This is a genomic window from Brochothrix campestris FSL F6-1037, from assembly GCF_000525915.1.
In the GTDB taxonomy this organism is placed as follows: Bacteria; Bacillota; Bacilli; order Lactobacillales; family Listeriaceae; genus Brochothrix; species Brochothrix campestris.
The window spans coordinates 1-18,973 of the sequence record NZ_AODH01000021.1 but is presented as its reverse complement, the minus strand read 5'-3'; the positions used below and the strand labels follow the sequence as shown (position 1 = coordinate 18,973).

Here is an 18,973-nt window from a genome sequence, read left to right as displayed (position 1 = left end):
TTATGACAGAAAGCACCTTAGATTGCATTAGTTTCTTAAGCGAAGACCCGTTCTCTTCTTTTTATTTATTTGAATTTTCAAATAAATTACTGTTAATTTGCAAAAAACACTAGTCAGTTATGCTTTTTTGCGATAGCATGTATATAATTAATCGATTTTCATTGGAGGGATATATTTTGGAATTACGCCAATTGCATTACTTTGTCGAGGTCGCTAAGTTTGAACATATGACAAAAGCATCCGAGCAACTACACGTGGCACAATCTGCCATTAGCCGCCAAATTACTAACTTAGAAGATGAACTTGGTGTCGCCCTCTTTAATCGCATGGGCCGTAATTTACACCTTTCAAAAATTGGCGAGCTTTATTTAGCTCAAGTCAAGATTGCCTTGAATGAATTAAACAAGGCAACCAATATCGTGTCTGAGTATGCCAATCCCGAAATTGGCACCGTTAAGATTGGGTTCCCGACATCTTTAGCTACGAACCTTGTGCCAAAGTTAATCTCTTCATTTCGTCGGCAATACCCCGACGTTAATTATCAATTTGTTGAGGGGTCAAACAAGGAATTAAATGAGAATTTGTTAAGTGGCAATTTGGACTTAACCTTTTTTTCACCTTTGCCTGAGCAAACAACCTTAGTCGACACTTTTACCTTCTTTGAAGAAAAACTAAAACTTGTCGTTCCTAAAAATCATCCTTTAAACAGACGAACAACAATTAACTTAGTCGATTTAAAAAACGAAAAATTCGTTTTTTTTCCTGAAACCTTTTCACTTTATACCGACATCATTAACGCCTGTGAAAGTGTCGGTTTTAAACCGGATATTATTTTCCAAAGTGCTGATTTACACACGATTAATGGCCTTGTCGAAGCCGGTTTAGGCATTGCTATTTTACCTGAAATCATTTTAGCCGATGCTCATTCAAACGACTCTCATATTTTAACAATTGAAAACCCAAGCTTAACCCGGACTGTCGGAATTGGTTTCACCCTCCAACGTCGTCTTTCTCCGAGCGAACAGCTGTTCAAAGATTTTTTAATCAATCATTACACTTCAGAAAGAGAGGTGCTTTAACGTGACGATGAACCTTACACTCCGACCAGCACCACAAGAATATTTATGCCAGGAAGGCGCTTATGCACAGCTTCCGGGCAAACTAGCGGAACGTTTTATCAAAAAGGTACTGATCTTGCATGGTGAAAATGCCTATCGTGTAGCCGCACCCTTTTTACCTGAATTCGGCAATATAGAGGTTATTACTGTGCAATTTAACGGTGAATGCTCTGACATTGAAATCACACGGTTACTCACACTCTTCAAAGCGGCTCAAGCAGATGCTATTATCGGCTTAGGTGGTGGAAAAGTGATGGATACAGCTAAAGCTGTCGGTTTCCGTAGTGGCTATGTCCCGGTGATTTTACTGCCGACAATGGCAAGTAATTGTGCGGCTTGGACACCGTTAAGCGTCCTTTATACTGAAGACGGTAGCTCAACTGGTTTTGAAGTCTACGCCCAACAGACAGCCTTACTGTTGGTCGAGCCACGTGTCGTCATCGATTCACCCATCGCTTTTTTCATTGCCGGTATTGCCGACACCTTAGCCAAATGGTATGAAGCTGATGCAATCTTATCGCAGGTTGAACAACCGAGTCTTGCGCTAGATTTATGTCGTTATGCTGCACAACAGTGCCATGATATCCCTTTAGCTCTCGCCCAACAGGCCGTCACTGATATGCGTGACAAGAACCCCAGTTATGCATGGCTCAAAGTAATGGAAACCAACATCATGGCCGGTGGACTCGTTGGCGGTTTTGGCGATGATTACGGTCGCACCGCTGCTGCCCATCCAATCCATGATGCCTTGACCGCTCGAACTGAAACACATGTTTTTTTACACGGATTCAAAGTCGCTTACGGTGTGCTTGTGCAACTTGCACTTGAGGATAAATGGAGCGAAATCACTAAACTAGCTCCTTTTTATGAGCAGTTTAAGCTTCCTCAAACCTTAGCTGATCTCAACCTTTCTGAGCTAAACGACGACGCTTTATTAACGATTGCGCAACGTGCCTGTGCACCAGGTGAAAGCATTCACTTTTTAGCAAGTCCCGTTACTCCAGAACGGGTCGTTGACACAATCAAAGCATTAGAGAGCTTTCAACAACAAGCCAACTAACATATCTTAGGAAGCTTACATACAAACAGGCAAGACAGTCGCTCATTCACTGTCTTGCCTATTTTAATATATCGAGTCTATTTCGATAGTTCTAAACGGTTGCTGTCACTTTTATTCTGGCATAAAATACTGGGGTTTCGTCTCAAATATAATCTGGATGCTTGTCCCCTTGCCAAGTTCGGACTTCAAGCTTAACTCATGTCCGAGTTTCAGCGCCATTTGTTTCGCTAAGTACAACCCCATCCCTGTAGCCTTATGGCTGCTTCTTCCTAAGGAGCCGGTGTATCCTTTATCAAACACTCGTTGTTGGTCTTCGCTAGCAATGCCTGGACCATTATCACTGATGCTTAAACTCACATGATTATCTCTTTGTTCAATTGAACAGGTCACTTCACCAGATGGAGGTGTATATTTGATTGCATTAGAAATGATTTGATCACACACATAACTCAACCACTTCGAATCAGAGCGTACCCATACATCTGGCACAGTCATTGTTAACTTGATTTTTTTACTTATAAAGAGCGTTGCCTGACGCTTAACAACATCTTTAATAATCCGCGCTAAATTAACTTCTGTTATAATATAATCCGCTTCAAAGGAATCCAATCGTGCGAAATAGAGCGATTGCATCGTCAAACGATCGACTTCATTCAATTGGTAGTCGAGCTGCTGCCTTACTTTTTCTGGTAGCACCTCTTTATGATCCGCTAATAACATCTTACTGGCAATCACCGGTGTTTTAATTTCGTGAGCCCAGTACATCGCGAAATTTTGTTTATCCTTATCTTTATCAATCGACGTGGCGACAAAACGATGATAATTATTCACTTGCTTTTTTAGCGCCCTTACAAATAATTTTTGTTGTGTCGAGTAACCACGTGGCAAGGCTGCAATATTATCAATCGTTTCATTGCGTGACATCACTGCCTCAATCGCACGCCAAAAGCGACGCATTTTAAAATAATCGCTAACTAAATACAACAAGGTTAAACCAATATATATTAAGCATAAATAACGATAATCAGTCAACATCATCCGATTGCCAGGTTGCGTCATCAAAAACAGTGAAATAACCGTAAAAAGCACGCTGGTGTATACTAAAAAGTTTTTTTTTCTCTTTCAAATAATGCAACAGACTCACATTGACACCTCCGATTAATTAAGCATATAACCCTGTCCTTTTTTCGTTTGAATGCGGTCTTTGATGCCAATTTCAAGCAGTTTTTTTCGTAAGCGTACGATATTAACGGTTAATGTATTGTCATCAACAAAACTTTCATCTTCCCATAGAACTCTCATGATTTCATCACGTGATACGATTTTTTGCCGTTGTTGCATCAGTGTGTAGAGGATTAAAAACTCATTTTTCGTAAGCTCTTGTTTGGCATCTTGATAGCTGACTACATTCGTATCGACCTGTAACACTAAACCATCTTGTTCAAGTACGACTGGTTGTGCAATCTCATTATAAGAATACACTCGGCGCAATAAGGCATTGACTCGTGCCATCAAAATATCCATATCGACCGGTTTTTCAATATAATAATCAGCCCCCATATTCATTCCCATAATTTGATCCATCTGTGAATCACGTGATGAAATAAAAATAATCGGTACCTTCGAGATGTCACGCATTTGACGACACCAATAAAAACCGTCAAACTTCGGCAGTGTCACATCTAAAATAACAAAATGAGGTTCAATTGTAATAAATTCTTCTAACACTTTTTCAAAATCGGTTACCTTAAATACCTCTAAACCCCAACGCCCTAAATTAAGGGCCATTGATTCAATAATAACGGGATCATCTTCTACAACATAGACTTTCATGGTCTCACTCCTTTAATTAAATAGTTGTGCGCATCTCGGGTGGGCAGACGATTTTTAAATAATGATGCACTCCCATCACATAATAGACAAAATAAATCAGCGCATACAACAAGATACTACCTAAAATAAGCGGGTCAAACGAACTCTCGATGATTGCATAAAAGGCCTTGAGGGCAAACAAACTATGGACAATTGCTAACAACAATGGCATAAAGAAAACGAAGCCTAACTGCTTGATAACAATCATGCGCATTTCTTCATAAGACACACCCATACGATACAAAGTCTGATATGTTTGCTTAGCTTTGGTGGCATCAAGCATTTGTTTAAAGTAAATAATCGTGCCGGTTGCCACAATAAACACAAGCGCTAAAAAGATACCTATATACATAATAATACCGAAAGTTAAATTAAAGAAATTTGCATCTTCTTCAACTGAATAGAGGTAAACATCTTCTGCGTTTTTCAGCACGTGTTTGATTGTCTTAACGACCTGCGGGCTATCTTGCTGAGCTTTCATTTTGATATACAACACCGACGTTGGTGTAACCACACGACTTAGCGTCTTGTACTTTTGTTGACTCACGACTAAATAATCATCGTAACGACTGAACACATTTTGCCGTTCACTTACGTTGGAAACATCGAACTTAACCGTCTGCTTCTTTAATTGATACGGTATTAACTTCTGAGTAGTATTACTCTCATCTTTAGTATTTTCTTGAGCCAATAATAGTTTTGTTTCATCCCCTTGCAATTGCTCTCCGACAGGAAAGTGATACGTTTCACTAATTTGTGCATATGTCTGCCACGAAATAATCGATAATTGATACGGTTTGGTTTTCGCTGCATCATTCACAGCGTCCTCTATTAATGTCGTTTTCAAACTAAACGCTACACTGTTATTATCGATGCCTGCGAGAATGTTTGCGCTCAATTTTGCTGTTGGATTAACGATTTGATAATTAATAATGGGGCTTTGATCGACCTTGATTTTTTCGGAAATAAATAAACTGTTCACGATACAAAAAAAAAGTTATCGTCACTGCACTCAATAGCGTAATCGTCGTCATCATCACCACTTGGGAACCCATTCGTGCTCTTAGTTGTGACAACCACATCATATTAATCCCATGATAACTATACAATTTCAGTGCTCTAGCGCCCTCTAAAACTGTAGGTATCACCGATTGAATAATAAGATACGTCGCCAGACTAACAAGCATCGTAACCAAAGGTATCCATAGCAAGTAAGAGATGCCGATAAACTGACCATCGATTCCTTTTATCTCATAGGCGATATAGTAGCCTGACGCTAACATTACCAGTCCTAAAATACTTAACAACCAGCGGAGCCATAGATGACCCCTCTTCTTTTTGTTCTCCTTCAAACGAATGATTGGAAAATGTTTTAAGCGTGATAGACCTGTCAACGAAGCCAATACAATCAAGGAAACGTAAACCGTACCTGTTTCAAGCAAGGCAAGATGATGATTCACAACCTCGGTCGTTTCATTCAATCCGATAAATTTAAATAATATCATTGTCGCTAAGCGTGAAAAAAACATGCCTGCTAAAAAGCCGCCGATTAAGGCGACACTACTAATACAGACGGTTTCCAAAAACACTAACAAGCGCACTTGATATTTACGCATCCCGATTAAAAAATAAATCCCTAACTCCTGTTGACGCTCCTTGAAAAAATAATTGCTGGAGAAAAAAAATCAAAATTGCCATAACAAATAGGAGCACGACCGCTGACATATTAAAGCCCAATTGAACATAGCCTTTAACATCAAAATAACGCATGAGCTGTTGATTGTATTTTAATGTCGCTAATAAATAATAAACGGTCGTAGCAAACACTAAGGCTGTCATATAAACACGATAGATACTAAGGCTACGTCGAATGTTACGTATGGCCATTCGAAAAATCATCGTTAGCGCCTCCTATAACTGCAAGCACATCTAAGATACTCTTCAAGAACACTTGGCGCGATTTACCGCCCTTATACAATTCAATAAAAATGCTCCCGTCCTTAATAAAAAGGATTCGCTGACAATAACTCGCTGCATAAGCATCGTGGGTCACCATTAACACTGTCGTTTTTTCGACTTCATTCGCCTGTTCGAGCATTTGGAGCAACTGTGTCGAGGCATTTGAATCAAGTGCCCCTGTCGGTTCATCGGCAAATAACACGGCTGGATTTGAAATGAACGCCCGAGCCGCTGCTGTTCGCTGTTTCTGACCACCTGACAGTTCGGACGGATAGCGCTCAGCCATCTCTGTAATTCTAAACGCCTTTACAATCCGTTGGAACTTCGCTTCAATTATTTGTCGTTTCTGTTTCATGATGGTAAGCGGCAAAATAATATTTTCTTTCACCGTCAATGTATCAATTAAATTATATTCTTGAAAGATGAAACCAAGTTTTTCTTTGCGGAACTGTGCCATTTTCTTTTCTGATAATTGTGTAATATCAACGCCTTCAATAAAGACATCACCACTTGAAGCCTCGTCAATTGTCGACATAATATTTAGGAGTGTTGATTTTCCTGCACCCGATGGTCCCATAATTCCAACAAACTCACCTTTTGGCACATCGAATGAAATACTATTAATTGCAGTCGAGACCGCTTCATTTGTCCCATATATTTTACGAACATGTTTTACTGATAAAATCGGATCCATTTCGTCACCCTTTCACTATCATTCTTATTTTAGCTGTTTTTGAGCTAAATTGCATGTTTCACCTATGACGGGCAAATAACTAGACAGCTTTTGTGAAAAACTGTACAGTAAATGCATATTCAGAATCGAAAGGTGTGTTATTTATCATGACTCAACTCGGATTTATCGGTGTCGGCAATATGGGCGGCGCAATTATTGAAGGCTTACTTACGCAACCAACTATGACTGCAGCCAATTTCATCATGTCTGGCGGAACTGGTCCCCGTACAAAAGCCCTGCAACAAAAAACAGGTATCAAATTAACAACGAATAAGGATGTAGCAGCCATGGCTGATATTTTAGTGTTAGGTGTTAAACCGATTATTATGCCAAGCGTCTTGGCTGAAATTAAAACGGAACTCCTCAAATCACCACAGACACTTATTATCACAATAGCAGGTAGCTTAACCATCGCCTCATATGAAGAACAGTTATCGACTGCTATCAAATTAGTCCGTATCATGCCTAATACACCTGTTTCAGTTGGTGAAGGAATGATGAGTATCGTTCCTAATCAAAATGTTTCAGCCGCCGAATTAGCAACGGTTGAAGCCTTATTTGCACCGCTCGGTCAAACCGTCGTCATCGAAGAACGCTTAATGGACGTTACTGCGGCATTGGCTGGATCAGCTCCTGCCCTCATCGATATGTTTATCGAGTCATTAGCAGATGGCGCAGTTGCAAAAGGCCTACCTCGTCAACTGGCTTATGATATGGCGACTCAAACATTAATTGGAAGTGCTAAATTAATGCAGGTCTCAAAATTGCACCCTGGTGAACTGAAAGACCAGGTCTGTTCGCCTGGCGGAACGACTATCGAAGCTGTAAAGACACTCGAAAAACACAACTTCCGTTATGCCGTTATTGATGCGATTGGCCGTTGTGTCGATAAAGCAAAAGAATAACAGTGCTTTATCCCTACACAAAAAAATCATTATCACTAGAGATAATTAGACCTTTTTTCACTTCATTTCCTCTCATATAAGTCATAATCATAGTGATTTATAAACATAATGGTTTACTTTTAGCCTTAGTGGGTATATACTATTGTTACACGTGGTTAATACGGAGCTTTAATAATTGAACCCGCCTTGATTCGATTGTTAAATTTAACTAGCAGTGTTGTACTTTAAGAAAGGAAGTGCTTGTATGATTTATACAAATAACTCTAAAAAAGAAGTTATTTTAGCGCGTAACAATGATGAATTTCGTCAATTATTGAACGGAATGATTCCTAACCCTAAAGAATCTTCATTAATACGCAAACAAAAAGTAATTAAATAAATTGCTCAGTCCTCCTATCTTTTGATAGGGGGCTTTTTTATGAACTTTTTGTGACATGGGCTTAAATAAGTAATTAAAGGGTATACTATAAGTAGAACAAGATTAAAATTTGAGGGGGACATCCATCATGACATTATCATACAAACGAATTTTAGTAGCGATCGACGGTTCGAAAGCATCCGAACAAGCTTTTAAAGAAGCAACTGCGGTAGCGCGTCGAAACAACGCAACCTTAGGTCTTGTACACGCGATTGATACACGCGCGTTTTCTGCCGTTACATCGTACGACGGCGCCATGACAGATAAAGCTACTGAGTATGCCGAAAAGTTATTAGGCGAATACAAGGATGTCGCTATCAAAAACGGACTTGAACATGTTGAAATTCATATCGAATACGGCTCACCTAAAACAGTTATCTCACGTGAGGTAGCGAAGAGTTTTAATGCCGACTTAATTATGTGTGGAGCTACGGGCCTTAATGCTGTTGAACGTTTACTCGTTGGTAGTGTAACTGAATACGTTATCCGCCACGCACCTTGCGACGTTCTCATCGTGCGAGGAACAGCTTCTGATCTTGATGAAGTCGTTAAAGAAGAATTATAATAGCGTTTCAAATACAAAAAGAGCCTCATCTAATTTATTTAGATGAGGCTCTTTTTAATTACCCTTGATTTGATAAACTTAATACGTCACGAGCAATTTCAACTTCTTCATCGGTTGGAACCACTAAGATTTCAACTTTTGAATTGAATGAGCTGATTGAACGTGTTGACCCACGGTTTTCATTTGATTCATTTAAGTTTTTATCAACTTTAATATCCATAAATTGTAAACCATCAATCACTTGTTCTCGTACAATAACACTATTTTCACCGACACCTGCAGTGAATATTATGGCATCAACGCCGCCCATCTCAACAGCATAAGCTCCAATTGTTTCTCTTACCCGTTTAATAAAGATTGATAAGGCTAAACCTGATTGATAGTTGCCTTCTTGAGCTGCCGAAGTCACATCTCGTAAATCACTCGACAGTTCAGAAATACCTAACAAACCTGATTTTTTATTGAAGACATCAATCACTTCTGCCGCACTCATGTTTTCTTTTTCCATGATGTATGGCACAACAGCTGGATCAATATTACCAGTACGCGTTCCCATCGTTAAACCTTCTAACGGTGTGAAGCCCATTGTTGTATCGATTGACTTACCATCTTTAATCGCACATAAACTTGCACCATTACCTAAGTGACATGAAATAATACGTAAATCTTTTAAGTCACGGTTCATAAATTTAGCAGCCTCACGTGAGACATATTTATGACTCGTACCATGGAAACCATATTTACGAATTTTATGTTCTTGGTAATAACGGTAAGGAATGCTGTATAAGAATGAAGCTGGAGGCATTGTTTGATGGAATGCTGTATCAAATACCGCAACTGTTTTAGCGGTTGGAATTGCTTCTTGGAACGCACGAATACCAGTGGCATTAGCTTTGTTGTGTAGTGGCGCAAATTCTGCCAGCTGTTCAATTTTAGCCAATACTTTTGGTGTTACAATTGTTGCGCCAGTAAACTGTTCACCACCATGAACAATACGGTGACCTGTTCCGTAAATTTCTTTGAGGTTTTTAACCACTTCAAGTGAAATTAAAAATTCTAAAATCATTTTTACTGCTTGGTCATGATCCGCGATGTGTGAAACTTCCTCATGTTTTTTGCCTGTATGTGTTTTAATTGAAATAACAGCATCTTTCATACCGATACGTTCAATCAAACCTTTTGCTAATACATCTTCACTTGGCATTTCAAATAATTGAAACTTTAATGATGAGCTACCTGCGTTTACTGCCATAATTTTATGCATATTATACGACCTCTTCCGTGATATATTTTATGTGTTTTCAAACCACGCTTCCAATTTTTTAATAATAGCTAGCATTTTCTTAGCATCAGATAAATTAGGCAACTGTGTGATTAACACATCGTGGGCTGGTTTAGCCACACTGCCTTTTTTTCTGAAGACAATAATGCTTTTCACAGCTTCTTTTTGAGCAAACAATGAATCTGGTAATTGCAACACCATCTCCAAGCTGCCCTCTTGTTGGAGGTAGGCGTTTAAACGCTTACCAACGTCACCTGCTAAAATATTAGAAGGTAATAGAAGAACTGCATAGCCATCTGCTTTTAAATAATTAAAGGCTTGTTCGACAAACAAAAGATGAGCAAATGAATGCCCTTCTTTTTCTCTTAAGGTGAAACTTTTTGCCCCTTCATCATTTGGATAATAGCCGATGGGCAAGTCACTTACAACTGCATCCACTGGATTAATCAACAAGTTGCCTAAGCCATCTTGGTGCATTAACTCAATTGGAGTGCTTTGTAAATTGGCACCTGCATACGCAAGTGACACGAGTAAATCATCGACTTCAACGCCGACTAAGTTAATCGCATCGCGTGCCTTCAATTGATTGTGCACAGTCATCAGTAGATTTCCCGTCCCAATCGCTGGATCAAACAAGGTCACTTCTTTCGTTTTAGCTGTTAATTTATCAACCAAGTACCCCATTATAAAACCGATTGAATCAGGCGTCATTTGATGATTAGTTTGCACTTTGTCTTCACGTAACCCTTTTAACAACACCAATTGATACGCACGACGTACGACTTCAGCCGGTACATCCGCCAAATCAATTGTTTGATAGCTTGTTAATAAAGTTTTCGCTGTTTCTGGCGCCACTTCAGCTTGCTTGATTTCCCCTTCAAACATATTTTCAATCGTTTGATAAACGGCTTCTAAATACGTTGTACCAAGTGCACCTTTAAGCATTTCAATCACTTGATTGAGTTGCTCATATAGCTGTTCGAAAGTTTGTTCTGTTGACATAATTTGATTCATCCCCTATTTTTTACTGACTCAATACGCTTTATATTGTATCGAGTAACGCCTAGCCACGCAAGTTCACTTTTTTCAGTTCACTTCGCTATAAATGATTTGCTAGCCTCTACATTATACCTTTGTTTTGCGCTTCGATGTGCAACAGCTGTTTCTTCATCGCTATTCCACCGCGATAACCCGCGAGGTGCCCATTTTTAGCTATCACGCGATGACAAGGAATCAAAATTGTTAACGGATTTTTGGCAATCGCTGTTGCCACTGCCCGTGTTGCTGTCGGACGGTTAATCAGCGCCGCGATATCACTATAGCTTCTCGTTTCACCGTATGGAATTGTTTGTAAGGCTGACCACACAGCCTGTTGAAAAGCTGTTCCCGACATTTCAACAACCAGCCTCGTTACTTCTCCGCGCAAAGCAACTTCTAGTTGAGTTGCATACTCCTTAGTGATGGAGTGATTATAACAATAATGCACCTTCGTTTTTGATTGACGAAACCATTGATACAACTCAGCTTCCCCTTTAGCATCGCCTCCAACAAACACCAAGCGATTGTTGGACACAGCCAGGCATAATTGAAACGGTTCAACCTCACAAATGGCCCACTCAATTTCCATCCTTGCGTTCAACTCCATTAACTGACATCTCCGATTTACAACTAGTACAGAAAAAGTATCTGTACTAGTATAGATTCCTTCTGTATTGCTATTTAATGGTGTTTCTTCACCTCTAATAATAGCAGATAATGTGGTGTTTTTCTATTAATCCCATTGGTTTAAACCGTTTCTTTCAACTTGTTTCAAGCGCCTTCTTTCATAGTCATACCATTTTGATTATATGTGTATCATTCGGATAAATAAATAAACTATAACAGTTCCGCTCACACCACCCACACAAACCCACCGCACCACTTGTTTTTTAAAGCGTTTTCATTTAGTTGTTTTTGTCACTGTTTTCGACACACGCCAAACCTATTACGTTTTTGTTATATCCTTCAACGTTTTTATTCCTTGCGAAAAATTCATAAAAAAAACATATTTTAACTTGCATTACATTGTGAAAACATCAGTTGCTTCTTTATATATATATTGAGCTTAATTTGTTGTTAAAGAAAAATTACTATTCGGATACCATTTAAAATACATCACGAGCATCCTTTATCCCATCTTCATTCAACTGTTTAATTTCCCCTTGCGTTGACGATGCTTTTTAAAGCCATAAAAAAATGCCCCCTCGAAATTAGCTTTTCAGCCGAACTTCGAGGGGGCATTTCATCATTTACTTTTACTCTGAAGTAAATTAAGCGTTTTTAGCCGCTTCAAGTGCTGCTTCGTAATTAGGGTGATCTGTTACCTCGTCTAAATACTCAACATAAACGATTTCATCGTTTGCATTAACCACAAAAACAGCACGGCTAAGTAAACGTAACTCTTCAATCGCAACGCCATAAGCCATTCCGAATGATAAATCTTTATGATCCGATAACGTAATTGCGTTTGGTAAACCTTCTGCTGCACACCAACGTTTTTGTGCAAATGGTAAATCGTTTGAAATTGTTAAAACGACCGTGTTTTCTAAGCTGCCACCATCGACGTTAAAACGACGACTTTCTTGTGAACAAACACTTGTATCGATTGAAGGAACAGCTGCAATTAATTTCACTTTCCCTTTATAATCAGCTAATGTTTTTGGCGCCGTTGCATTATCAATCACTGTAAAGTCTGGTGCTTTGTCCCCCACTTTTACTTTATTACCTAATAACGTGACTTGTCCGCCTTTAAATGTTGTCATCTTTATAATCATCCTCTCACTCTTTAATTGCTACCCTCTTATTATACGATTAATTCAGTACGTACGCTATTATATCAGCTTACAGTAAGCCCTCGAACGCATCGTCTGCACCTGTATTCGATTCAATTGAAACAACGACTGTCTCGACATTAGCAAGTGCTTCCGCAATAAGTGTATCAAAATCGACATTCGACTCAAATCGTTCAACCTTATCGAGTCGTGGTTGCGTTTTCGGTTGTTTCGGAGTGAAAATCGTACAGCAGTCCTCAAACGGTTGAATTGATAATTCAAACGTATCAATTTCTTCAGCGATTTTAATAATGTCATTTTTGTCCATCGTAATTAACGGGCGAATAATCGGTGTTGATGTCACATCGTTAATTGCTAACATGCTCATCATCGTTTGCGAAGCGACCTGCCCAAGCGATTCACCGTTAACGATGGCTAAACCACCATGTTGACGACGCAACTCATCTGTAATCCGCATCATAAAACGACGTGTTGATGTCATAATGTAACCTTCTGGAATCCGTTGTTTAATTGTTTCTTGAATTTTAGTAAATGGTACAAGGTGAATTTTAATATCACCTGTATAGCGCGTTAATTTTTGAGTTAAGTCAATTGCCTTTTGTTTAGCACGTTCACTTGTATATGGTGGGCTGTAAAAGTGAACAGCTTCAATCTCAACGCCACGCTTCATCGCTAAATAACCTGCTACAGGGCTATCAATCCCACCTGAGAGCATTAACATCGCCTTACCTGCTGAGCTCACTGGCATGCCACCTTGCCCCATTACCGTCTCGCTCGAGAGGTAGGCTGCTTCTTGACGAATTTCGACGGTAATTTCAATGTCAGGTTGACGCATACTCACTTCAACATCATCGTTATAGGCATCAAAAATAGCATCTCCGACCATGAGGTTCACATCGTTCGTATCGAACGGGAACGTTTTGTCGGCACGCTTCGTGCGCACTTTAAATGTTTTTCCTTCCGTAAAATGACGTTTAAACAAGGCGACTGCCATCATTTTAATCGCCTCGATGTCGCGCTCAACTTTAATCACAGGACTGTAACTTTGAATGCCAAAAATCAAATGTAAACGTTCCATGATAACAGCATAATCGGCCCCATTCAACGTAATAAACATGCGGTCACGCTCTGCGGAAATATGCACTTCTGGCATATCTTTTAACAGTTGACGGACGCTTTTTTCTAATCGACGAACGAACACTTTGCGGTTGTTCCCTTTCGTTGATAATTCACCATAACGTACTAAAATACGATCATATTCTATCATTTAGTTCACCACTTCACTTAAATTTTTTATAACTTTCGTCACTGCTGTTTTCACTTGTGCCATTTTGGCTGCTGTAATATCAAAATTAAAACTAAAACGAACAGCACCTTTTGCTGCTTGATTTGGCACCTTCATCGCAATCAATGTGCCGTCAATCGTCGCTGACTTCGATGAGCAGGCACTTGTTGTTGAAATGTAAATACCTTCAGCTTCTAGCGCATGAACGACGACCTCGCCTTTTTGCCCTTTTATGCTAAAACAACAAATATGCGGCGCGCCTATGGTTGACGAGTAGACAGTTACCGCCTCGATTGTTTGCAACCATAAAATGAAATCGTTTTTCAAGGCAGCTAATTGACTAACTTCTGTTTGCATTCGCGCCATCTCCATGCGGAGCGCTTTCGCCATCGCAACAACGGCTGCAACATTTTCAGTGCCACTACGGAAGCCTTCTTCTTGTCCACCACCATGTAACAGTGGTTCTAAACGCAAGTATTTGTTTTTGTATAGGATTCCAGCGCCACGTACACCATGAAATTTATGGGCAGACGCACTTAATAAATCAATTTTCATCGCTTTAATCGCGAGCGGTACTTTTGTCAGTGACTGCACCGCATCAACATGAAACAAGACATGATCATAGTCTGCAAGCAGATCACCAATCGCTTGAATCGGTTGAATACTACCAATTTCATTATTAACGTGCATAATCGATACTAAAATTGTATCTGGGCGCAAATGTTTCTCGACGTCTGCCACCGCCACCTGTCCTTGTTTATCAACCGGTAAGTACGTCACTTCAAAACCGTTTTTTTCGAGGAAAGCCATCGTGTTCAAGACTGAGGGATGTTCAATCTGCGTCGTAATAATATGTTTACCGCGGTTTCTAAATGTCCAGGCGACACTTTTAAGCGCCATATTATTACTTTCAGTCCCACTCGCTGTCATAATGAGCTCATGGGCATCGACTTGTAATAACTGCGCCATTTGTTTTTTCGATTCGCGATATAACTTTTCGACCGTTCCACCTAAGCCATGCAACGACGATGGATTGGCAAAAAACTGTGTTGCCACTTGACTGTAGGATTTCACAACCTCAGGATAAGGTTGGGTTGTTGCACTATTATCTAAATAAATCATTTTATCACCTTTCTTCACACAACAATGCCAGATAAACCGAAAGATTCATCTGGCATCCTTCCTTTAATAACGTTCAGCTTAATACGGTTGATTGCCTTCTTTTAACTGTGCTTCAACTTTATTGACAGCACCCGACTCGACTTTCTCTAACTGTTTAGCAGCTACTTCTAACGCCTTCTTATAATTATAATCGGAGTCATAATAACTTTCTGCTATTTGCAATTGCATCGCCATCTCTTGATTCTTAAAACGGTAGCGGTTGGCGTATTGAATAATAGCCTCCACTAAGCGTGCATCTTCCACCATTTCATGAGCAGTATCTTCCGCTTGCGTCGTGCTATTGTCAGCAGAACGCCAATTCCCCGTCATCTCACTCACATTAATCGGTGAAGCTTCTAACGACGTATTCAAGGTTTGAACAGCTGCATAAGCTTCCTCAATCTTTTCATTAACATCTGCTGGCACACCCGGTATGCGACAACGTCGAATATAGTTGTCGACACGCTTCAGGCGTTCGAGATAACTTTGAGCTTTCGCTTGTGCTGCCATCTCATCTTTACGGATTTTTTTCAACTGTTCACTATATGCCAATTGTTCGTCACGATTATCACAGACTGTCTGTTGAAGGTCTTTAATGACAGTTGCAATTTGTGAATGATCAACTGTTCCTTCACCATAAGCAAGTTTCACACGTTCATACGATTGTTCAGCTGCCTTTAATTGCTTGCGCATTGTCGCTGGCTTAGCTGTCATCTCTTCATCGAGTTCGTACTTTTCAAACACGAGTTTCGCCTCTGCATACAATAGATCAACCGCCGCTTTTTCTGCTTGGAGTTGCTGTTCTGTTTCTAACTGCTCCGCCTCGACAAATTGACGCGCCACTGCCTCTGCTTCTAATTGATCATACAACCCATTCACTTCGTTGCTCATCCGTTCTACTTCTGAGAAGGCTTCTTGATTCTCACCAGCATTAAGTAACGATTTCACACCATTAATTTCAGCAGTCAATCGTTCAATGGCACCATCACAATCAATTAAATTCAAAGAATATCCCTGCGCTTTCATACCATTGTAGCCACGAGATAACTGGATGAATTCATTAGGCAGTTCATGATTAATCTGTTGTAATAATGGCGGAATTTCAATAATTTGGACATTCAGTTTCGCGATGTCAGCTTCAATTTCATCTTTGCGATGATAAAACGCTAAAAAATCACCCTCATAATAATCTGTTTCCGCTGTTGTGATTTCAGCTCGTAAACGTTCTTCTTCTTTTTCAAGCCGGTCAATTTGATCACCAAAAGTGTAGGCTTGTGTCAACATCACTTTGCGAGCTTCAACTAAATCGGTGTCTGCCTGCTGCAATGCTTCACCCACCGTTTCATGTGATTCTTGTAGCAGTGCTAACGCTTCACTTATTTGATTCATCGTTTGTTCTATCTTAGCTAAACTTTGCTCCGTTTGTCCAATCGCCGGTTTAATTGATGTGAAACGAAACATTTCGTTATCTTGTTCCATCTCATCAATTGCTTTTTCCACTTGTGGTAAATCAACATCAACGATTTTTTCCCAACGTTGACGTTCTTCTTCAAAAGCAACTTTTGTTGCACCACTAAGGGCGATTTTTTTTACTGTATTTAGTTGTTCAATGACAGGTCGGTCGAATAAAACTTTTTTACGTGTTTCAATTGTCTCAATCAACTTATCTGCACGACGTCTCATCGTGTAAAACACCAATAACATAATAAATACAATGATGATAAAAACGATTAAGATTTTTAAAAACATGGTCATCCTCCTGTCAGTTATTACTTTAATGTCGACGTGATTTTTTTTAATTGTAAATGGTTATAGACATAGTTTATAATACCACTATTAGGCTTAAAAATAAAACATTTTAGCCGTTAATTGGCTCGTCTGTTCTATTTAATTTGTGCTATGGATAAGGGAGGATAAAATATGAGTGATATTAAAAAATATGAACGGTTAGTAAAACAAACAGAAGCCCTTTTATTTGGCGAGACCAATCTCATTGCCAACATGAGTAATTTATCAGCGCTACTCAATGAAACACTTGAAAACATAAACTGGGTCGGTTTTTATTTATATGAAAATGAAGAACTTATTTTAGGGCCTTTTCAAGGGAAAGTCGCCTGTGTTCATATCCCCATCGGCAAAGGAGTCTGTGGTACCGCTGCGCAACAACGTGAAAGTATCGTCGTAGTTGATGTCCATCAATTCCCAGGACATATTGCTTGCGACAGCGCATCACAGTCTGAAATTGTGATTCCAATTATTAAAGAAGGGCAATTAATCGGTGTCTTAGATATTGATTCACCCGTAAAAGAGCGTTTCTCGACCGATGACCAACACTATTTAGAACAAGTGGTTCGTTATCTTTAATGATTAGTTCTTGACTTATTATCAGTTACTGGGTTATACTAGATATTGTGTAAAATAGTGCAGCTGGTATGTGGCTGTTGGGTCAGTATTTCATTCCCGTTTTTAATAATGAGGTGTATCGTGTAACCTGCGGCTGCATGGTGAAGGTATGTAAAGATGAAATCCGCCAGTAGTAAATCATATCCGTATTTGTTTTATGCTAAAACAAATTCAAAGGAGGAGTCTCTCAATGGCTCGTTATACAGGTCCATCTTGGAAATTGTCTCGCCGCTTAGGCCTTTCACTTCTAGGAACAGGTAAAGAATTAGAAAAACGTCCGTATGCTCCAGGTCAACATGGCCCTACGCAACGTACAAAATTAAGCGAATACGCTTTACAACAACAAGAAAAACAAAAATTACGTCACACTTACGGTATTACTGAACGTCAATTCCACAACACTTTCTTACGCGCTGGTAAATTACAAGGTAAACAAGGTGAAAACTTTATGATCCTTTTAGAACAACGCTTAGATAACGTGGTTTATCGTTTAGGTTTAGCACGTACTCGTCGTGGAGCTCGTCAATTAGTAAACCATGGCCATTTATTGGTTGATGGTAAACGTGTTGATATTCCTTCATACCAAGTAGATCCTGGTCAAGTTATCTCAGTTCGCGAAAAATCACTTAACAACTCTTCTATTAAAGAAGCTTTGGAAGTGGCTCCAGCTGTAGCTGAATACTTATCTTTCGACGCTGAAAAAACCGTTGGAACATTAGTTCGCTTACCAGAACGTTCTGAATTACACCCAGAAATTAACGAAGCCTTCATCGTTGAGTTTTACTCTCGTTAGGTCTCAGACTTTCTATTGTGCAATTTTTAAGACCCTGGATTCTTTATTGAATCCAGGGTCTTTTTTCGCACAAAAAAAAGAGGCACTATGTCAAATAGTGTTGTTATTCAAAATTTAGTAAAATAAGTCATTTTTGCAGCTATCTTTTTTGGTAGTTGCTTTTTTGTAGTCATTCCTAATGTGAAGGACGCTTTCTGCGGGTGACGCTTCATCCTCCGCGCTCCGCTGTGGGGTATTCAGCGGCCACTTTTCCCGCTAGAGTCGCCTTCACAAACGTCATGACGTGCACGTTTGTTATTGATCCCTTCTAAATGCCCGTTGGAATCCTCGTATTTAAAGCTATTTTCGATTGCAGGTAAATGCTTGTTTAATGTTTTTTAAACTGCGTTTCAGTTGTGAAGAAACGAAAGGTTTTTTAGTCTGAATCAGTGATTGGTAAGCAGGGGAATTTTTGTGTTGTAGCGCAATCAGTAATTGCTGTGCTAGTTCGTATGTTTCTTTGAATTCAACATCCAGTGTCATAAAGTAATCGATGATTCCTCTCGAACTTTTTTGTCCGTTAAATAAACGATGATAGCGATAATCAAA

Annotated in this window: 21 protein-coding genes; 7 read left to right on the top strand and 14 right to left on the bottom strand. The window is 39.5% G+C overall.

Translation table 11 applies throughout. The features are described 5' to 3' along the window. The first annotated feature begins 176 nt into the window (after positions 1–176). Positions 177–1,079: a LysR family transcriptional regulator gene (locus BCAMP_RS05145; protein WP_035314234.1), complete on the top strand. Its 903-nt coding sequence runs from the start codon at positions 177–179 to the stop codon at positions 1,077–1,079. A gap of 7 nt (positions 1,080–1,086) precedes the next feature. Continuing rightward, complete coding sequence (locus tag BCAMP_RS05140; RefSeq protein WP_232217923.1) at positions 1,087–2,178, top strand: iron-containing alcohol dehydrogenase family protein; 1,092 nt, start codon at positions 1,087–1,089, stop codon at positions 2,176–2,178. 111 nt (positions 2,179–2,289) lie between these two features. On the opposite strand, the gene BCAMP_RS05135 is transcribed toward BCAMP_RS05140, so the two are convergent. The 6 genes from BCAMP_RS05135 to BCAMP_RS05110 form a co-directional block, all read right to left on the bottom strand. After that, positions 2,290–3,237: a sensor histidine kinase gene (locus BCAMP_RS05135; RefSeq protein WP_156921147.1), complete on the bottom strand. Its 948-nt coding sequence runs from the start codon at positions 3,235–3,237 to the stop codon at positions 2,290–2,292. Between the two features lie 99 nt (positions 3,238–3,336). Further along, on the bottom strand, positions 3,337–4,011 hold the full coding sequence (locus BCAMP_RS05130) for a response regulator transcription factor (RefSeq protein ID WP_035314230.1): 675 nt from the start codon (positions 4,009–4,011) through the stop codon (positions 3,337–3,339). 16 nt (positions 4,012–4,027) lie between these two features. Then, entirely contained in the window at positions 4,028–4,897 is an 870-nt protein-coding gene (locus BCAMP_RS05125; RefSeq protein WP_156921146.1) for a hypothetical protein, read from the bottom strand. Positions 4,898–4,976: 79 nt separating this feature from the next. Then, complete coding sequence (locus BCAMP_RS05120; RefSeq protein WP_332248511.1) at positions 4,977–5,672, bottom strand: hypothetical protein; 696 nt, start codon at positions 5,670–5,672, stop codon at positions 4,977–4,979. After that, a complete protein-coding gene (locus BCAMP_RS05115) occupies positions 5,659–5,949 on the bottom strand; it encodes a hypothetical protein (RefSeq protein WP_035314225.1) in 291 nt (96 codons plus the stop codon). Before BCAMP_RS05115 ends, BCAMP_RS05120 begins: the two co-directional genes overlap by 14 nt. Then, positions 5,924–6,703: an ABC transporter ATP-binding protein gene (locus tag BCAMP_RS05110; protein WP_035314223.1), complete on the bottom strand. Its 780-nt coding sequence runs from the start codon at positions 6,701–6,703 to the stop codon at positions 5,924–5,926. The genes BCAMP_RS05115 and BCAMP_RS05110 overlap by 26 nt, the downstream gene beginning before the upstream one ends. Before the next feature lie 146 nt (positions 6,704–6,849). On the opposite strand from BCAMP_RS05110, the gene proC reads away from it, so the two are divergent. The 3 genes from proC (at position 6,850) to BCAMP_RS05100 (ending at position 8,630) form a co-directional block, all read left to right on the top strand. Continuing rightward, a complete protein-coding gene (proC, locus tag BCAMP_RS05105) occupies positions 6,850–7,647 on the top strand; it encodes a pyrroline-5-carboxylate reductase (protein WP_035314221.1) in 798 nt (265 codons plus the stop codon). 244 nt (positions 7,648–7,891) lie between these two features. Continuing rightward, the gene (locus tag BCAMP_RS14685) at positions 7,892–8,026 is read left to right on the top strand and encodes a hypothetical protein (protein WP_269479268.1); all 135 of its coding nucleotides are present in this window, start codon (positions 7,892–7,894) and stop codon (positions 8,024–8,026) included. A 127-nt stretch (positions 8,027–8,153) separates the two neighbouring features. Continuing rightward, positions 8,154–8,630, top strand: coding sequence for a universal stress protein (locus BCAMP_RS05100; RefSeq protein WP_035314219.1), 477 nt, complete (start codon positions 8,154–8,156; stop codon positions 8,628–8,630). Between the two features lie 58 nt (positions 8,631–8,688). On the opposite strand, the gene BCAMP_RS05095 is transcribed toward BCAMP_RS05100, so the two are convergent. The 7 genes from BCAMP_RS05095 to BCAMP_RS05065 all read right to left on the bottom strand — a co-directional run bounded on the left by BCAMP_RS05095 (position 8,689) and on the right by BCAMP_RS05065 (position 16,938). Continuing rightward, a complete protein-coding gene (locus BCAMP_RS05095) occupies positions 8,689–9,894 on the bottom strand; it encodes an acetate kinase (RefSeq protein WP_035314217.1) in 1,206 nt (401 codons plus the stop codon). Positions 9,895–9,921: 27 nt separating this feature from the next. Beyond that, the gene (locus BCAMP_RS05090; protein ID WP_035314215.1) at positions 9,922–10,914 is read right to left on the bottom strand and encodes a class I SAM-dependent methyltransferase; all 993 of its coding nucleotides are present in this window, start codon (positions 10,912–10,914) and stop codon (positions 9,922–9,924) included. A 118-nt stretch (positions 10,915–11,032) separates the two neighbouring features. Continuing rightward, positions 11,033–11,539: a methylated-DNA--[protein]-cysteine S-methyltransferase gene (locus tag BCAMP_RS14680; RefSeq protein WP_269479267.1), complete on the bottom strand. Its 507-nt coding sequence runs from the start codon at positions 11,537–11,539 to the stop codon at positions 11,033–11,035. A gap of 682 nt (positions 11,540–12,221) precedes the next feature. Beyond that, positions 12,222–12,719 carry a thiol peroxidase gene (tpx, locus tag BCAMP_RS05080; protein WP_156921149.1) on the bottom strand — a complete coding sequence of 166 codons (498 nt, stop codon included), beginning with the start codon at positions 12,717–12,719 and terminating at the stop codon, positions 12,222–12,224. 73 nt (positions 12,720–12,792) lie between these two features. Continuing rightward, positions 12,793–14,007, bottom strand: coding sequence for a tRNA uracil 4-sulfurtransferase ThiI (gene thiI / locus BCAMP_RS05075; RefSeq protein ID WP_035314271.1), 1,215 nt, complete (start codon positions 14,005–14,007; stop codon positions 12,793–12,795). Between the two features lie 3 nt (positions 14,008–14,010). After that, positions 14,011–15,150 carry a cysteine desulfurase family protein gene (locus BCAMP_RS05070; protein WP_035314208.1) on the bottom strand — a complete coding sequence of 380 codons (1,140 nt, stop codon included), beginning with the start codon at positions 15,148–15,150 and terminating at the stop codon, positions 14,011–14,013. 78 nt (positions 15,151–15,228) lie between these two features. Beyond that, positions 15,229–16,938 (bottom strand): septation ring formation regulator EzrA, encoded by a 1,710-nt coding sequence (locus tag BCAMP_RS05065; protein WP_035314206.1) that lies wholly within the window; start codon positions 16,936–16,938, stop codon positions 15,229–15,231. A 171-nt stretch (positions 16,939–17,109) separates the two neighbouring features. Here BCAMP_RS05065 and BCAMP_RS05060 point away from each other — a divergent pair, with 171 nt between their 5' ends. Further along, positions 17,110–17,553 (top strand): GAF domain-containing protein, encoded by a 444-nt coding sequence (locus BCAMP_RS05060; RefSeq protein WP_035314204.1) that lies wholly within the window; start codon positions 17,110–17,112, stop codon positions 17,551–17,553. A 229-nt stretch (positions 17,554–17,782) separates the two neighbouring features. Beyond that, positions 17,783–18,385: a 30S ribosomal protein S4 gene (gene rpsD / locus BCAMP_RS05055; protein ID WP_035314202.1), complete on the top strand. Its 603-nt coding sequence runs from the start codon at positions 17,783–17,785 to the stop codon at positions 18,383–18,385. A gap of 339 nt (positions 18,386–18,724) precedes the next feature. Here rpsD and BCAMP_RS13805 read toward each other — a convergent pair. After that, on the bottom strand, positions 18,725–18,973 hold a 249-nt coding region (locus BCAMP_RS13805; RefSeq protein WP_035314200.1), incomplete at its 5' end, for a hypothetical protein.

What these genes read in the sequence shown, in the direction of transcription:
- BCAMP_RS05135 (WP_156921147.1), bottom strand. Translation starts at nt 3,237, where the DNA reads ATGACGCAACCTGGCAATCGGATGATGTTGACTGATTATCGTTATTTA.
- BCAMP_RS14680 (WP_269479267.1), bottom strand. Translation starts at nt 11,539, where the DNA reads ATGGAAATTGAGTGGGCCATTTGTGAGGTTGAACCGTTTCAATTATGC.
- BCAMP_RS05110 (WP_035314223.1), bottom strand. Translation starts at nt 6,703, where the DNA reads ATGGATCCGATTTTATCAGTAAAACATGTTCGTAAAATATATGGGACA.
- BCAMP_RS05065 (WP_035314206.1), bottom strand. Translation starts at nt 16,938, where the DNA reads ATGTTTTTAAAAATCTTAATCGTTTTTATCATCATTGTATTTATTATG.
- BCAMP_RS05070 (WP_035314208.1), bottom strand. Translation starts at nt 15,150, where the DNA reads ATGATTTATTTAGATAATAGTGCAACAACCCAACCTTATCCTGAGGTT.
- BCAMP_RS05140 (WP_232217923.1), top strand. Translation starts at nt 1,087, where the DNA reads ATGAACCTTACACTCCGACCAGCACCACAAGAATATTTATGCCAGGAA.
- BCAMP_RS05090 (WP_035314215.1), bottom strand. Translation starts at nt 10,914, where the DNA reads ATGTCAACAGAACAAACTTTCGAACAGCTATATGAGCAACTCAATCAA.
- BCAMP_RS05095 (WP_035314217.1), bottom strand. Translation starts at nt 9,894, where the DNA reads ATGCATAAAATTATGGCAGTAAACGCAGGTAGCTCATCATTAAAGTTT.
- BCAMP_RS05060 (WP_035314204.1), top strand. Translation starts at nt 17,110, where the DNA reads ATGAGTGATATTAAAAAATATGAACGGTTAGTAAAACAAACAGAAGCC.
- proC (WP_035314221.1), top strand. Translation starts at nt 6,850, where the DNA reads ATGACTCAACTCGGATTTATCGGTGTCGGCAATATGGGCGGCGCAATT.
- rpsD (WP_035314202.1), top strand. Translation starts at nt 17,783, where the DNA reads ATGGCTCGTTATACAGGTCCATCTTGGAAATTGTCTCGCCGCTTAGGC.
- BCAMP_RS05130 (WP_035314230.1), bottom strand. Translation starts at nt 4,011, where the DNA reads ATGAAAGTCTATGTTGTAGAAGATGATCCCGTTATTATTGAATCAATG.
- BCAMP_RS05100 (WP_035314219.1), top strand. Translation starts at nt 8,154, where the DNA reads ATGACATTATCATACAAACGAATTTTAGTAGCGATCGACGGTTCGAAA.
- BCAMP_RS05115 (WP_035314225.1), bottom strand. Translation starts at nt 5,949, where the DNA reads ATGATTTTTCGAATGGCCATACGTAACATTCGACGTAGCCTTAGTATC.
- BCAMP_RS14685 (WP_269479268.1), top strand. Translation starts at nt 7,892, where the DNA reads ATGATTTATACAAATAACTCTAAAAAAGAAGTTATTTTAGCGCGTAAC.